General features: G+C 70.6%; 15 protein-coding genes. 11 read left to right on the forward strand and 4 right to left on the reverse strand.

What is annotated here, in order from left to right; all coding sequences use genetic code 11:
* Positions 1 to 58: 58 nt before the first annotated feature.
* Entirely contained in the window at positions 59 to 595 is a 537-nt protein-coding gene (locus GUI43_RS07850; RefSeq protein ID WP_112581975.1) for a GtrA family protein, read from the reverse strand.
* Between the two features lie 439 nt (positions 596 to 1,034).
* Here GUI43_RS07850 and GUI43_RS07855 point away from each other — a divergent pair, with 439 nt between their 5' ends.
* The 4 genes from GUI43_RS07855 to GUI43_RS07870 all read left to right on the forward strand — a co-directional run bounded on the left by GUI43_RS07855 (position 1,035) and on the right by GUI43_RS07870 (position 5,937).
* Positions 1,035 to 2,879, forward strand: a complete 1,845-nt coding sequence (locus GUI43_RS07855; protein ID WP_112581919.1) for a phosphoenolpyruvate carboxykinase (GTP) — start codon at positions 1,035 to 1,037, stop codon at positions 2,877 to 2,879.
* A gap of 37 nt (positions 2,880 to 2,916) precedes the next feature.
* The gene (locus GUI43_RS07860; protein WP_112601926.1) at positions 2,917 to 3,774 is read left to right on the forward strand and encodes a hypothetical protein; all 858 of its coding nucleotides are present in this window, start codon (positions 2,917 to 2,919) and stop codon (positions 3,772 to 3,774) included.
* 218 nt (positions 3,775 to 3,992) lie between these two features.
* Positions 3,993 to 5,135: a geranylgeranyl reductase family protein gene (locus GUI43_RS07865; RefSeq protein WP_112581922.1), complete on the forward strand. Its 1,143-nt coding sequence runs from the start codon at positions 3,993 to 3,995 to the stop codon at positions 5,133 to 5,135.
* 31 nt (positions 5,136 to 5,166) lie between these two features.
* Positions 5,167 to 5,937 (forward strand): isoprenyl transferase, encoded by a 771-nt coding sequence (locus GUI43_RS07870; protein ID WP_091394347.1) that lies wholly within the window; start codon positions 5,167 to 5,169, stop codon positions 5,935 to 5,937.
* A 31-nt stretch (positions 5,938 to 5,968) separates the two neighbouring features.
* On the opposite strand, the gene otsB is transcribed toward GUI43_RS07870, so the two are convergent.
* The 3 genes from otsB to GUI43_RS07885 all read right to left on the reverse strand — a co-directional run bounded on the left by otsB (position 5,969) and on the right by GUI43_RS07885 (position 7,820).
* On the reverse strand, positions 5,969 to 6,793 hold the full coding sequence (gene otsB / locus GUI43_RS07875; RefSeq protein ID WP_112581976.1) for a trehalose-phosphatase: 825 nt from the start codon (positions 6,791 to 6,793) through the stop codon (positions 5,969 to 5,971).
* Between the two features lie 67 nt (positions 6,794 to 6,860).
* A complete protein-coding gene (locus GUI43_RS07880) occupies positions 6,861 to 7,214 on the reverse strand; it encodes a hypothetical protein (protein ID WP_091394345.1) in 354 nt (117 codons plus the stop codon).
* Between the two features lie 162 nt (positions 7,215 to 7,376).
* Positions 7,377 to 7,820: an XRE family transcriptional regulator gene (locus GUI43_RS07885; RefSeq protein WP_091394342.1), complete on the reverse strand. Its 444-nt coding sequence runs from the start codon at positions 7,818 to 7,820 to the stop codon at positions 7,377 to 7,379.
* 264 nt (positions 7,821 to 8,084) lie between these two features.
* Here GUI43_RS07885 and GUI43_RS07890 point away from each other — a divergent pair, with 264 nt between their 5' ends.
* The 7 genes from GUI43_RS07890 to GUI43_RS33780 all read left to right on the forward strand — a co-directional run bounded on the left by GUI43_RS07890 (position 8,085) and on the right by GUI43_RS33780 (position 15,161).
* Positions 8,085 to 8,429, forward strand: coding sequence for a hypothetical protein (locus GUI43_RS07890; protein ID WP_030328857.1), 345 nt, complete (start codon positions 8,085 to 8,087; stop codon positions 8,427 to 8,429).
* A gap of 31 nt (positions 8,430 to 8,460) precedes the next feature.
* On the forward strand, positions 8,461 to 8,796 hold the full coding sequence (locus GUI43_RS07895; RefSeq protein WP_091394339.1) for a hypothetical protein: 336 nt from the start codon (positions 8,461 to 8,463) through the stop codon (positions 8,794 to 8,796).
* A gap of 413 nt (positions 8,797 to 9,209) precedes the next feature.
* On the forward strand, positions 9,210 to 10,625 hold the full coding sequence (gene phoH2 / locus GUI43_RS07900; protein ID WP_112581923.1) for an RNA 5'-3' helicase PhoH2: 1,416 nt from the start codon (positions 9,210 to 9,212) through the stop codon (positions 10,623 to 10,625).
* Positions 10,626 to 10,901: 276 nt separating this feature from the next.
* Positions 10,902 to 11,579: an aggregation-promoting factor C-terminal-like domain-containing protein gene (locus GUI43_RS07905; protein ID WP_112581925.1), complete on the forward strand. Its 678-nt coding sequence runs from the start codon at positions 10,902 to 10,904 to the stop codon at positions 11,577 to 11,579.
* A 105-nt stretch (positions 11,580 to 11,684) separates the two neighbouring features.
* Positions 11,685 to 12,338, forward strand: a complete 654-nt coding sequence (locus GUI43_RS07910) for a rhomboid family intramembrane serine protease (protein WP_112581927.1) — start codon at positions 11,685 to 11,687, stop codon at positions 12,336 to 12,338.
* A gap of 106 nt (positions 12,339 to 12,444) precedes the next feature.
* Complete coding sequence (locus GUI43_RS07915; protein ID WP_112581928.1) at positions 12,445 to 13,413, forward strand: NAD(P)/FAD-dependent oxidoreductase; 969 nt, start codon at positions 12,445 to 12,447, stop codon at positions 13,411 to 13,413.
* A 65-nt stretch (positions 13,414 to 13,478) separates the two neighbouring features.
* The gene (locus GUI43_RS33780; protein ID WP_170158696.1) at positions 13,479 to 15,161 is read left to right on the forward strand and encodes a hypothetical protein; all 1,683 of its coding nucleotides are present in this window, start codon (positions 13,479 to 13,481) and stop codon (positions 15,159 to 15,161) included.
* The last annotated feature ends 1 nt before the right edge of the window (position 15,162 follow it).

Genomic DNA, 15,162 nt, shown 5'->3' on the forward strand with positions numbered 1-15,162 from the left:
ACACCTTAGGGCAGTCGGTGCGGCCGGCGATCACCGGCCGAACGAGGTGGGCGGCAGGTCACGCCCCGTGGTCAGGGTCGGGATTCACCTGCGGAAGGGTCGGGGTTCCCGCTTCGACGAAGACGAACCGCCGGTACGACCAGAATCGAAACAGCGTGGCGAATCCCGTGCCGACGATGTAGCTGGCGAGATTGTCCGCCAGGCGCGTCTGGAACACCGCCGGCCAGATGGCTCCGAGCCCGTAGCGGCTGAGCGCGAGGCAGGCCACCGTGATGCCGAGACCGACCGCGTTGAAGAAGAAGAAGAGCGCGTACTCGCGCGCCGCGTTGTTGCGCTGACGGTGCCGCCACGTCCAGAACCGGTTGCCCACGAAGGCGACGGACGCCGCGATCACGGTGGAGATCGTCTTCGCCGTCAGCTCTTCGACGCCGTGCTTGCTCGTCAGGTAGTTGAAGAGCGCGAAGTCGACGAGGAAGGCGAAACCACCCACGGTGGCGAACTTGCTCATCTCGCGGATGAGGTGACCGAAGCGGTCGAGGAGTATGCCGACGAGACCCCGTCGGGTCTGCCGGGGACCCGGTTGTTCCCCGGTCATCGTGGCGGCCACGGAGGGAGCCTACCGGCTGCCGGCCAGTCAGAGGGGTAGCAACGGCAAGCGGGCGTGGCCTCTCGGAGGGGCCCAGCGCCGCGTACGTAACCACCGCACAGAGCGTAGCCAATTGGGAGGACTGAGCCGCCGCGGAACGGGAATCACCGCACCGGTCGGCGGGGCAGGTCCACGGCCCGACCGCAACAAGCGTCCGCCGGGGTGCTCAACAAGATTTGCGTGAAACTGCGCGGGAAAGCGGGTATCAGCTCGTGATGCCGCAGCGAGGCCGTAGCTTGTGCAGTTCTTCACAACCTGTCCCACTGACTCGGAAGGCTGCCCGGTTTACGCTGAGGCCAATCCCAGGTTTCCACGAAGGCGACGCATCGCGCCGCCGAGTCTCGTGCATCCCATAGATCGGTCAGCGTCGACCACAAGGAGATGTGTCATGGTTGCTCCGGCTGTTGTGCGGGGTATTGATCAGGCCCCGACGTCCCATCCGAAACTGCTCGCCTGGGTCCGTGAGGTCGCGGAACTGACCACCCCCGACCGTGTCGTCTGGGTGGACGGGTCCGACGAGGAGTGGCGCCGCCTCACCGATGAACTGGTCGAGGCCGGCACCCTGATCCGGCTCAACCCGGAGAAGAAGCCCAACTCGTTCTACGCACGCACCGACCCGACGGACGTCGCCCGGGTCGAGGAGCGCACCTACATCTGTTCCGTCGACGAGGCGGACGCCGGCCCCACCAACAACTGGATGGCGCCGGCCGAGATGAAGCGGACGATGACGGATTTGTACCGGGGCTCCATGCGCGGTCGCACCATGTACGTCATCCCGTTCGTCATGGGGCCGGTCGAGGCCGAGTCGCCGATGTTCGGTGTCGAGATCACCGACAGCCCGTACGTGGTCGCCTCGATGCGCATCATGACGCGGATGGGCGCCCGGGTCCTCGAGGCCATGGGTGACGACGCGGACTTCGTGCACGCGCTGCACTCGATCGGCGCCCCGCTCGCCCCCGGCCAGCAGGATGTCGCCTGGCCGTGCAACGACACCAAGTACATCTCGCACTTCCCGGAGAGCCGGGAGATCTGGTCGTACGGCTCGGGTTACGGCGGCAACTCGCTGCTGGGCAAGAAGTGCTACTCGCTGCGGATCGCCAGCGTGATGGGCCGGGACGAGGGCTGGCTCGCCGAGCACATGCTGATCCTCAAGATCACCTCGCCGGAGGGCAAGACCTACCACATCGCCGGCGCGTTCCCGTCTGCCTGCGGCAAGACCAACCTCGCCATGGTGGAGCCGACGATTCCCGGCTGGAAGGTCGAGACCATCGGCGACGACATCGCCTGGATGCGGTTCGGCCCGGACGGCCGCCTCTACGCCGTCAACCCCGAGTACGGCCTGTTCGGCGTCGCGCCCGGCACCGACTGGAAGACCAACGCCAACGCCATGCGCACGCTGGACCGGGGCAACTCCGTCTTCACCAACGTCGGCCTCACCGACGACGGCGACGTCTGGTGGGAAGGCATGGGCGAGCCGCCGGCACACCTGATCGACTGGAAGGGCAACGACTGGACGCCGGAGAGCGACAGCCTGTCCTCCCACGCCAACAGCCGGTTCTGCACCCCGATCACCCAGTGCCCGATCCTCGCCGACGAGTACTTCGACCCCAACGGGGTGCCGATCGACGCGATCCTCTTCGGCGGACGCCGCAAGGACACCATCCCGCTGGTGACCGAGGCCCGCGACTGGGTGCACGGCGTCTACATGGGCGCCACGCTCTCCTCGGAGACCACCGCCGCCGCGTCCGGCGCCGTCGGCGTGGTCCGGCGGGACCCGATGGCGATGCTGCCGTTCATCGGCTACCACGCCGGGGACTACTTCCGGCACTGGATCGAGATGGGCAAGGGCGCCGACGGCGACGAGGCGAAGCTGCCCAAGATCTACTACGTCAACTGGTTCCGCAAGGACCCGGACGGCTCGTTCCTCTGGCCGGGCTTCGGAGAGAACTCCCGGGTGCTCAAGTGGGTCGTCGAGCGGATCGAGGGCACTGCCGGCGCGGTCGAGACGCCGGTCGGCATGGTCCCCGCTCCGGACGCCCTGGACGTCGAGGGTCTGGACATGACCCCGGAGGATGTTCGGATCGCGCTGAAGGTCGACCCGGACGAGTGGCGCAACGAGCTGCCGATGATCACCGAGTGGTTCGAGAAGTTCGGTGACAAGCTGCCCGGCGTGCTCTGGGCCGAGTTGGACGCGCTGCGCGCCCGCCTGGACGCCGCGCAGCCGCAGCGGTAGGTGTGAACGAGACCCTTCGCGGGCAACATCGGATTTCATGAGGACGGCCGCCGAGACCCAGGTCCGGCGGCCGTCCGCCGTCCGGGTGCTCACCACAGTACTGGCGACGACGGCTGCGGCCACCGTCGTGGTCGAGCTGCTCAACTGGTGGTACGCCCCGGAGCAGGGATTCGGGCTGGCCGTACGGACCGGCTGGGCCATGCTGCGCTCGTTCGGCTTTCTGCTGCTGATCGGGCACGTGCGACGGGGTCGTACGGTGGCCCGCCCGTTCGGGCTGATCCTCGCCGTCACCACGATCTTCGCGGTCGGCCGGCTCATCGTGCCCCGACAGGGGGTGCCGCCACTGCCCGGCCTGATCGGCTTCGCCATTCTCACGGCGCTCTGTGTCGCTGTGGTCTGGTTGCTCTACCGCTCGTCGGCGTTGGCCGGGCACCTGGTCCGGCACCGTCCACGCCTCGTCATCGACCGGGACGGCATCTCCTGGCGGGAGACCCCTCCACGCCGACCACAGGCCAGTGCCTGGTTGTTGACCAGCCGGGTGGCGGCCTTCACCTACAGCCCGCTGATGCTGGTGCCGGCCCTGGTGGCCGGAGGTTCCATCCTGGACGGTCGGCTGACCGCGGTGCCGGCCGTGCTGTTCTGGTTCGGTGCGGGCATCACTGCCAGCTACGCGGTGCTGTTCTGCACCGCGTTCCTGATGCGGGGCAAGGACTGGGCGCGTGGCCTGCTGGTCGTCGTCACTGTGGCCGTACTCGCCGTGGACCTGCCGCTGTGCTGGTGGCTGCTGGGCGTGGACGGCCTGATCCGCGACGGCGCACCCCTGCTCGCCGCCGCCGGGCTGGCCCTCTACGGCCTACGCCGCGCCGCCCGCACCCCCGACGCCGCCCCAGCCTGACCGCGCCCCCGCGTCCCGCGCTCCGCGCCCTAGAGGATCGGTCGTTCCAGGGTCGCTCTGACGAAGACCGGGAAGCGGTGCCGTGCGGGAGCGGCCCGGGCGGGCCGGTAGGAGGCAGGATGGCGGGGTGGCGTCGGTCACAACGGTCGGCGTGGGCGGCGCAGGTGGATCGTCGGGGCGGTGCGGGAGCAGTCGCGTCGGCCGGAGGGAGGCGCGCGGTGGGCGACGAGTTCGACGTGGTGGTGGTGGGGGCAGGGCCGGCCGGGGCGGCAGCCGCGCTGACGGCGCGTCGGGCCGGGGCCAGCGTGCTGCTGCTGGACCGGGCCGATTTTCCTCGGGACAAGGCGTGTGGTGACGGGATCGCCGCGCACTCGGTGGACGTGCTCGCCGAGCTGGGGGTGACCGAGGCGGTGGCAGGCTATGCGCCGCTGCCGGCGTTACGCATGATCTCGCCCGGTGGCGGTGCGGTGGCTCGGGCGCTGCCCCGACCCGCGTACACAGTGCCTCGGGAGGTTTTCGACGCGCGGCTGGTGGCGGCCGCGGTGGCCGCCGGCGCGCAGCTTCGCCGGCACACCGTGCGTCAGGTCGAGCCGCGCGCGGACCGGGTGGTGCTCGACGGGCAGGTGTCCGGTCGGGTGGTGATCGGCGCGGACGGCGCCGGTTCGGTGGTACGTCGGGCGCTCGGCCATCCGCAGAACCCCGACCGGCACCTCGCGCTGGCCATTCGGGGGTACGCCCCGGCTCTGCCCGGCCCGTCCGAGCAGCTCATCGTCACCTCGAAGGCGCGTTGGCCGGCGTACGCCTGGTCGTTTCCGATCGGTGACGGACGGGCGAACGTCGGCTACGGGGAGGTCCTGCGCGGTGAGCCGCTGAGCCGCGCGTACCTGCTGGACCGGCTGGCCGCCCTGCTGCCCGGCACCGATCTGGCGACCGTGACCGCGTTGCGCGCCCATCACCTGCCGCTCTCCACTCACCGGCCCTCGCCGGGGCGGGGGCGCACCCTGCTGGCGGGGGATGCCCTGTCACTGATCAATCCGTTCACCGGGGAGGGGATCTTCTACGCGTTGCTCTCCGGCGCGCTCGCCGGGTCGGCGGCGGCCCGGTCGCCCGAGGGCGCGGCTGGCCGCTACGCCGACGGGTTGCGTCGCCGCCTCGGCACCCACCTGCGGCACAGTTCGGTCGCGGCCTGGTTGGCACGGCGACGCCGGGTGGTGGACGCGGCGGTCCGGGCCGCCCGTCGGGACGACCGGGTGTTCTACGACGTGGTCGAGTTGGGGCTGGGTGACGGACGCCTCACCGCTCGTACGCTCGCACTGATCGGCGCCGGTCTGGGCGGCGGGGTTGGGGCTCCGAGGCAGTGAACTGGCTGAAGGGTCGCTACGCTGCTAGGTGATGACGCTGCGGAACCTTATCTACTCCGTGTACGAGCGCCGGCTCACGGCGAAGCTCGCGGGTAAGCCGGTGCCCCGGCACGTCGGGGTGATGTGCGACGGCAACCGCCGATGGGCGAGGGAGATGGGCTTCGTCGACCCGAACGACGGGCACCGGGTCGGCGCGGCGAAGATCAAGCATGTCCTCGGCTGGTGTGACCAGGCTGGCGTCGGGCACGTGACCCTCTACCTGCTGGCCACCGACAACCTGCGCCGACCGGCCGCCGAGCTGGACCCGCTCCTCAAGATCATTGAGGATCTGGTGGTGGAGCTCTCCGAGGAGGGCAACCCCTGGCGACTGCGCATCGTCGGGGCGCTCGACCTGCTGCCGGCGCAGACCGCGGCGGCGCTCAAGGGCGCCGAGGAGCGCACCCGCGAGCGCACCGGCGGCGCGGAGGTCAACATCGCGGTGGGCTACGGCGGTCGCCGGGAGATCACCGACGCGGTCCGTTCGCTGCTGCTTGAGCACGCCGCCACCGGGGGCACGATCGAGGAGTTGGCCGAGGTGCTGGACGTCGAGCACATCGCCGAGCACCTCTACACCCGGGGCCAGCCCGACCCGGACCTGGTCATCCGCACCAGCGGCGAGCAGCGGCTGTCCGGTTTCATGCTCTGGCAGTCCGCGCACTCGGAGTTCTACTTCTGCGAGCTCAACTGGCCGGACTTCCGGCACATCGACTTTCTGCGGGCCCTGCGCTCGTACGCCACCAGACAACGCCGCTACGGGGCCTGACCCCGCGGCGACGTCGTCGGCCGCCGCCCGGTCAGGGCAGGTGGGTCAGCGCCCGGGTGAGGAAGTCGCCCAGGGCGGCCGGCGACTCGATGGTCAGGTCGGCGGCGTTGGCCACCTCGTGCCCGGTCTCCGGGTTGGCCACCGCCACGCAGACACCGAGGAAGTCCGGGTCGGCGGCGGCGCGAGCGCGTAGCGCGGCGAAGGCCTTGATGTCGGAGACATCGTCGCCGAAGTACCAGGCGCCGGTGGCACCCTTGATCGCCTCGCCGATCACCATGCCCTTGTCCCGGTCGACCGGTGGCTTGAGCTCCAGCACCATCCGCCCGGCCTGCGAGCGCAACCCCAGACGGTCGGCCTGCGCCTGCCCCCACTGCTGCACGGTCGGGCCGAGTTGCGGGGCGGTACGCCAGTGCAGCGCGACCGAGAGCCGCTTGTACTCCACGAGCGTGCCGGGCGGCAGTTCCGCCCGAGCCAGGTCGGCCAGCTCCGCCATCGTCGGCACCCAGGGCAGCGCGGCCGGTTCGGTGACTGTCTCGCCGCCGGAGTGGCTGTGCTCCAGGCCGTAGAGGCCGTAGAGGTCCACGCCAGCGAGCCCGCCGAGCTGGTCCCGAAGGAACTCGACGGGTCGGGCGGAGACGATCGCGACCCGCTGCACGACCGGGGCGAGCGCCTCGATCGCGGCCAACGCCTTGGGCGCCGGGCGTACCGCGGTCGGATCGTCGTCGACGGGCGCGAGCGTGCCGTCGAAGTCGAAGAAGAGCACGGTCCCGGCCGCCCGGCTGGCGGTTATCCGCCAGGCCTGGTCGGCGTTCAACGGGGTTCTCGGCTGCTGATTGCCCAGATTCAACGGCGGCACGCGCGTCAGCGTACCCCGGCGATCCAGGCTCATTCCTGGCCGAGCGGACCCATTGAGCGGTAGGCGATCAGCGTTCGGCGGCTCCTCGTCCGCGCCGGCCGAACGGCACCACTGCCGCCTCCTGGCCGTGGCTCAACAGGTAGCCCTCCACGAACCCGGTGTTGCGATCGCCGGTGTGGTTCTCGATCTCGTTGAGCCGTGCCACCAGGAACTCGGTGAGCGCGCTGATTCGGTTGTTCAGACGCTCGTGCAGCTCGGCGACGACGGCCAGGACGACCGCGGTGCCGGCGGTGATGAGCGCAAAGAGGTTGACGAGCAGCGGCAGCTGCCCGCCGTCGACCGCGAGGGTCACCGTGTTGCCGGTCGCCCACAGTGTCACCGACACCGTTGCGACCACGACTGCCAACCACTTCAGGGTCATGGACAGACCCCTCCTTCTGTCCCGCAGGGCTGGGTTCGGCCTTGTCCCGTCCCCCCGCCGATGACGAGCCCAAGCAGTACGAATAGGGACGCTAGCGTGCCCGTTCCAGCCCCGGAGGCAAACGAATGAACCTGACCAGGCGTTCTTTCGCTATCTGAGGAACTAGCCTGCCTGATTGCCCCTTTTTCGGACATCGACCGGCAACGTTGGGCGGTATGCGAGGTATCTGATGGTTTCCCGGATGTGGAACTTCTCCGCGTCCGACACCTGCGGATCGACCAGACGGCGCAGCAGCGCCTCCACGTCGGGGTCCATCGGAGGGGCGGCCTGGCCGGTGCGGGGGCCGGCCGCGGCGCGGTCCCAGCCGAGTGCGGCGAAGGCGGCGGCCGGGTTCAACCCCAGGCCCTCGCAGAAGGCGACCACCCGCTCGGCCTCCGGGTCGCTGGCCCAGTCGCCCCGGACCCAGCGGTTGATGGTCTGCCGGGAGACGCCGGTGCGCCGGGACACCTCGGTGCCGCTCCAGGCTCGGGTCGCCCGTGCCTCGTCCAGGGCCCGCCGGACGAAGGTGGCGAAGGCGATCTTCCGCGCATTGGCCGTCTCGGTCACTCCGTGACGGTACGGCCAGCCGGCTGCGGGTGCGCGCCCCGGCTCGCCACTGTCACGCAGACGTGACGAGGCGTTCGGATTTCCGGTAAACGAGTCAGTGCCACTGTTGAGGGGTGTCACGCGGGCAGAATAGATGAACGTAGTGGCAAACGTAAGCGGACGAAAAGCTGATACTGTCACGCCCATGGGACAATCTACGGTGTGTCACGTGCATGAGACGATTGGTGCTCACATGCGTCACGCCCCCGGTGCCAGGGGGTCGTGGTGACCGAGCTCGCCACCCGCGCCCAGGCCTTCGGGCTGATCGCCGAGGGGGTCGCCGCGGGGCTGACCGCCCCCTGGCGTCTCTACCTGGCCCGAGGCTGCCGCTACCTGTCGCTGAGCGTCGGTGATCGTGCCGAGTGGAACGCCTGGCGTACCCATCTCGGCTGCCCGGAGCTGAGCGTCCGGGTCTACGACGCCGGCGGCGAGATCCGCCGGTCCTCGGTGGCCGAGGTCGTGCTGGACGGCTGCCGGATCAGCGTCGAGCTGGTCGAGGAGGTCAGCACCGACGACCTGGACCGGCTGCTCGTCGCCGACCCCACCACGATCGAGCCGGAGGAGCGATGACCTGGCGTCCCGGCTGGGCCGGAGCTGCCCGATGAGCCCGTTTCTCGCGGTGTTCCTCGTCCTGGTGCTCGGTGCCACCAGCTACGCGGCCGGCCGGCTACACGGGCAGCTCAGCTACCGCATCGGCTACCGCTTCGGTTACCGGCAGGGTTACTTCGACGGTGACCGGGGTGCCTGGAACCGGCGTCGTCGGGACGCCCAGGCGGCGATCGCCTCGGCCCTGTCGGTCTCGCCCGCGGGCGTGGTCCGCTCCGCCGGCGCCGTCGAACGCCCCGGCACCACGTACACCGGCTCGTCGTTCAGCGCGCCGGCCGCCCCGATCACCGGGCGGCACCCGACCGGCACGCTCGTCCGACGTACCGGTTGAGGTCGGTCGGCGGGGGGTGCCCCGCCCACCGGCACCACGAGCGCGGTGCGTCGTCCGCGGCGGACACGCACCGTCGGGGTCACGTCAGACCGGTGACGGTGGCCCCACCGGCCGGGATGCGCGCAGGGGGCATGCATCCCGGCCGGGTCCGCCGCGTTCGCCGCCGGTCTCACGGCTGGTGAGAACGTCGACGGAGCGCTGTTCATGAGCGCGTCTTGGGAGATCCACGTTCGGCCTCTAGCCGGGAAGGTCAGGCGGGGCTAGCGTCTAGGCATGGCACGGGGTTCTCCCGAGCCAGCCGGTCCGCCCGGATCTGCGACCTCGCGCATGGGGTTCCGCATCCGACCCCGTGTCCCCGGGCACCGGAGGAGGCGGAACACGGGTGGCGGGTGCCCATCCGTCGGAGCAGGCCTGTGACGACTCGCCGTACCATCGCCGGTGCCGACCAGACCCCGGCCGCGACTGCCACGCCCCGCCGAGCCACCAGGAGCCGCCGTTCGGCGGCCACCGCGCCGGCCGACCCCAAGGAGCCACGACCAGCCGGCCAGGCCTTTGTCCTGGACACGTCGGTGCTGCTCTCCGATCCGGCGGCGTTCCACCGGTTCGCGGAGCACGAGGTGGTGCTACCTCTGGTGGTCATCACCGAGCTGGAAGGCAAGCGGCACCATCCGGAGCTGGGCTGGTTCGCCCGGCAGTCGCTGCGGATGCTCGACGACCTGCGGGTTCGGCACGGCCGACTCGACCGCCCGGTGCCCGCCAACGACGTCGGCGGCACCCTGCGGGTGGAGCTCAACCACACCGACGACGGCGTCCTGCCGCCCGGTTTCCGCACCGAGAGCAATGACGCCCGGATCCTCTCCGTCGCGCTCAACCTCGCCGCCGAGGGGCGGGAGGTGACCCTGGTCAGCAAGGACATGCCGTTGCGGGTCAAGGCGGCCTCGGTGGGTCTGCGTGCCGACGAGTACCGCCACGGCCAGGCCAGCGACCCGACCTGGACCGGCATGTCGGAGATGGAGTTGAGCGAGGAGCAGATCGGCCAGCTGTACGCCGGCGAGACGCTCGATCTCGACGAGGCGGCCGGGCTGCCCTGCCACACCGGTCTGGTGCTGCACTCGGGGCGTGGCTCCGCGCTCGGTCGGGTCCTGCCGGACAAGTCGGTGCGTCTGGTCCGGGGCGACCGGGAGGCGTTCGGGCTGCACGGCCGCTCGGCCGAGCAGCGAATCGCTCTCGACCTGCTGTTGGACGAGTCGATCGGGATCGTCTCGTTGGGTGGCCGGGCCGGCACCGGCAAGTCGGCGCTGGCGCTCTGCGCCGGGCTGGAGGCGGTGATGGAGCGCCGCCGGCACAAGAAGGTGATCGTTTTCCGCCCGCTGTACGCCGTCGGTGGCCAGGAGTTGGGCTACCTGCCGGGCTCGGAGTCGGAAAAGATGTCGCCGTGGGCCCAGGCGGTCTTCGACACGCTCGGCGCGGTGGTGCACGAGAACGTGCTGGAGGAGGTCACCTCACGGGGCATCCTGGAGGTGCTGCCGCTGACCCACATCCGCGGGCGCAGCCTGCACGACGCCTACGTGATCGTGGACGAGGCCCAGTCGCTGGAGCGCGGGGTGCTGCTGACCGTGCTGTCCAGGATCGGGCAGGGCTCCCGGGTGGTGCTCACCCACGACGTGGCGCAGCGGGACAATCTGCGGGTCGGCCGGCACGACGGGGTGACGGCTGTCATCGAAGCGCTCAAGGGTCATCCGCTCTTCGCGCACGTCACCCTCAGCCGTTCGGAGCGGTCGCCGATCGCCGCGATGGTCACCGACCTCCTGGAGGACATCCCGATCTGACGGGTGTTATGTGGATTTATGTCCGCATTTTCGATGTGGCGCAGATCACAAACGGCCTGGTTGGTTTCCCATCAGCCTCACTGTGCGCAATCGTGTCCCACGAGCGTCCATGCACCACCGAATCGTTGGCGATCGTTCGTCCCGAGACGGACGACATCAGCGAAGGTCGGTGCGTCGGCGCGACCGGCAACCGGTCGGGGCGCTCGTGGCACGGCTGACGGCCCACCTGTGGTCTGCGCCGCGCCACGTCCTTGCTCCCGACGAAGGGACCACTTCGTGAGTCGGCTGTGGAGCCGGTTGGGCGCCCGTACGGCTGCTGTAGCGCTGCTCTCCGTGGGCGTTGCCGGTGGCTTCTACCTGGGCGAAGACCGGGAAACCCAGCAACAGGGTCTGACCGAGCAGGTCAGTCTCGAGGTCGACCGGGCCGACCTCGCGTACCAGCGCGAGCGGCAGGCCGCCCACCAGGTGCAGTTCTCCAAGCAGCGGGCCGCCGAGTACCAGGCCAAGCTGCGGGCGAAGCAGGCTGCCAAGGAAGCCGCTGAGCGGGCCCGCCGGGCCGAGGCCGCCGCGGCGTCCCGCAAGCGCGAACGTGCCGCCGCCAACGCGCCCGCCAAGCCGTACGACGGGCCGATCCCGGCGTCCTGCGCCGAGTACAGCGGCAACCGCAAGACCGGTTGCGCACTGATGATCAGCGCGGGCTTCGGCATCGCCGAGTTCCCCTGCCTGGAGAAGCTCTGGACCAAGGAGAGCGGCTGGAACCACAAGGCCAGCAACTCCTCGTCCGGTGCGTACGGCATCCCGCAGTCTCTGCCGGGCAGCAAGATGGGCTCCATCGCGTCCGACTGGCGGACCAACCCGGCCACGCAGATCAAGTGGGGGTTGGGCTACATCAAGGGCAGGTACAAGACGCCCTGCGGCGCCTGGACCTACTTCCAGAACAACAACCACTACTGACGGCTCTCGAAGGCGGGGAGGTGGCTCTCCACTCGCCCCGCCTTCGCGCGTACCCGGACGGGACGTGAGTGGCGGTCGGCCGCTTTTGCTGATAGCAGTTGTGGAGTGACCCTGCACCCGTCAAGCGGCGACCCCTACCGGTTCGGCACCGAGGCGTTCTACGCCGCGCTCGGCCGGGCGTTCGTCGCCATGTGCGCGGTGGTCCCGTTTCTCTTTCTCATCGAGGCCGTCGACCAGGGTCTCGCGTTCGGCCTGGACGCCACCGCCGGCATCATCCCGCAGCGCATCGACGGGCTGGACGGGGTCTTCTTCTCCCCGTTCCTGCACCACGGCTTCGACCACCTCTACAGCAACAGCATCCCGCTGATCCTGCTGGGCACCTTCGTCCTCGCCGCCGGCGCCCGCCGTTTCCTCTGGTCGACCCTGGTCATCATCCTGGTCAGCGGGCTCGGCGTGTGGTTCACCGGCTCACCCAACTCGGTGGTGGTCGGCGCCAGCGGTGTCATCTTCGGCTACCTGGGCATCCTGCTGACCCGGGGCATCGTCGAGCGCAGCTGGTGGAACTTCGCTGTCTTCCTCCTGGTCGGCCTGCTCTACGGCTGGCAGCTGGTCGGCATCCTCCCCACCGATGAGCGAATCTCCTGGCAGGGGCACCTGTTCGGCCTGCTCGGCGGGGTGGTGGCGGCGGTCCTGTTCCGTCGGCGGCGGCCCGCCGTGGGCGGCCCGGACTACTCGGGCTCCACGCTCAGCCTGCCCTGAGGCGATTCTCCGGCGTGCCTCTGGAAGGTGCTTGCCCGACCGTCGCCGCCCGCTTACGGTCGAGATCAGCACGCGTTGATCCGTGAGCGGAAAGCGACGGTACGCCATGCGCGAGGTCGATGTCGCCGTGATCGGGGCCGGTCCGGCCGGCCTCTTCGCCGCGTACTACGCCGGGTTCCGAGGGCTGTCGGTGGCGGTGATCGACGCGTTGCCCGAGCCAGGCGGTCAGGTCACCGCCATGTACCCGGAGAAGCTGATCCTCGACGTCGCCGGTTTCCCCGCGGTCAAGGGCCGCGACCTGGTGGCCAACCTGGTGGCCCAGGCGGCCCCGTTCGGTCCGCAGTACCTGCTCGGCACCCGGGCGGAGAAGCTCGCGTACGCCGACGGTCGCCCGGTGCTCGGCCTGGCCGGTGGCGAGCAGCTCGCGTGCGGCGCGATCGTGGTCACCGGCGGGCTCGGCAGCTTCAGCCCTCGGCCGTTGCCGTGCGCCGACGGCGCGCCCGGCTCGGGAATCGTCTACTTCGTGACCGAGCCGACCGAGCTGACCGATCGGGACGTGCTGATCGTCGGTGGCGGCGACTCCGCATTCGACTGGGCGCTGGCGCTGCAACCGCTGGCCAGGTCGGTGACCCTGGTGCACCGCCGGGAGAAGTTCCGGGCCCACGCCTCGACTGTCGCCCGGGTGCTGTCCCTGCCGGTGCGGGTGGTGGTCAACGCCGAGGTCACCAGGCTCCTCGGGGACGGCGTGGTGACCGGTGCCGAGGTGACCGTACGCGGCGGCGCTACCGAGACGTTGCCGGTGGACGTCGTGGTGGCCGCCCTCGGCTTCACGGCCGACCTGGGCCCGCTCGCCGAGTGGGGGCTACGGCTGGACCGCCGGCACATCCTGGTCGACAGCGCGATGGCCACGAACCTGCCCCGGGTCTTCGCGGCGGGTGACATCACCGAATACCCGGGCAAGGTCCGGCTGATCGCCACCGGCTTCGGTGAGGCGGCGACGGCGGTCAACAACGCGGCCGTGGCCATCGACCCGAGCGCACACCTCTTCCCCGGGCACTCCTCCGACGCCGGCTGAGCGTCGGTATCGGACCCAGGCCGACCTGAGTCCGCATCGAGACGGGTCGACCGGATCCTGAGGGCATGACGGGTTCCGCGACACCGCAGGACGGCGCACCCACCACGCTTTCCTGGCTCTGCCACCCCGCCAGCCTGTTCGCGCTGGTCCTGCTGCTGGTCAACGACCATGTGCTGAAGGGGGCCTTCCCCGGCCTGGTGACCGGCAAGCTGAGCGATATCGCCGGTCTGGTGCTCGCCCCGCCGCTGGTCGCGGTGCTGCTGACCCTCCTGGTGCCACGGCTGCCATCCCGGGCCGCCGCGGTGGCCGGCCTGGTCGCGGTGGGCGCCGGGTTCACTGTCGTCAAATCCAGCGGGTACGCCGCCGAACTCGCCTCCTCCGCCTGGACCGTGCTGGCCGGGCCGTCGCTGGTCCGGGCGGACTGGACCGACCTGCTCACCCTGCCGGCGCTCGGCTTGGCCTGGTGGAGTTGGACGCGGTCACGTCGCCGCCCGGTCCGCCAACGGACCGCCCGGCTGGTCCGGCTGCTGGTGGTGCTGCCACCGGCGGTGTTGGCGGTGGCCGCGACCAGCGTGATCCACTATCCGTACGCGGTGAGCACCGCTCTGCTCGACGGTCAGCCGGCCGTCTCGATCGGCTCGGGCTACGACAACGAGAGCTGGCCGGCCGAGCCGGCCGACGGCAACTGGTCGGTCAGTGCGGACGGGGGGACCACCTGGCGACCCGCCGAGGCCGCCGAGGAACAGCGGTTGTCCCGTCCAGAGGTCGGGCAGCGGCAGGCGTGCGTGCCGGCCCAGCCACAGCGGTGCTACCGGGCGGTCCCCGGTCACCTGCGGGTGGAGCAGAGCGACGACGCCGGTGCGACGTGGCAGAGAGTCTGGGAGGTGGCGGACGTGCGCCGCGAGGCGTTCGCCCGTCGGTTCGACAGTCCGGGCGACATTCGCCGGCACTTCGCCTCCCGTGATCTCATCGTCTATCCCGCCGCCGACGGCGGCCACGAGGTGCTGGTCGCAAACGGCCGGGACGGCTTCCTGCGCCGAGGGTCGGACGGCGGGTGGCGGCGGGCCGGCTTCCTCAGCCAGCGGGATTCACCTGAGGCACGCTCGGACGATGCACTCGTGCTGGAGGGCGGCGGCGGACCCGCCGGCCGCGGCACCGACGCGTTTCTCGCCTTCGCGCTCGCGCTGACCCTCGGTGTCACGGTCACCCTGCTCGCTGCCCACCTGGCGATCCGCCGCGGCGGAGGTCCACGCTGGTGGGGAATCGCCGGCAGCGGGGTGATGCTGGCAGTGGGGATCGTGCTGGCCCTGGCCTGGGAGCGCAACGACGACTCAACGACATTCGATGCCCTGCTGGTCGTCGTTCTGCCCGCGTGCCTCCTGACGGCGGTGACCCTGGTCGTCCGAGCCTCCTATCAGGGGGCGCTGCCCCGGTGGATCAGGTGGGCCCTGACCGGGCTTCTGCTCACCGCCGTCCTGGCCGGGCTGCCGCTCATCGGTTGGCTGCACGGCACCCCGTCGCAGACCCGGTTCGCGGTGCCGCTCGCCCTGTTGGGCGCGGTGCCGGGCGTGCTGCTGGCCACCCGGATCGCGGGGCTGGTGGACCCGGCCCGTGGGTTCGAGCGCCGGTACCCGCCGCGCCCGCCCTACCCGAATGCGCCCTACCCTCCGCGCCCGTCGGCGGTGCCTGATCCGCCCTACCCTCCGCAGCTCCGGCCGCCCTCCCCGCCACGGCTCCCGCCGGGCTGAC

The organism is Micromonospora noduli (assembly GCF_003264365.1).
GTDB lineage: Bacteria > Actinomycetota > Actinomycetes > Mycobacteriales > Micromonosporaceae > Micromonospora > Micromonospora noduli.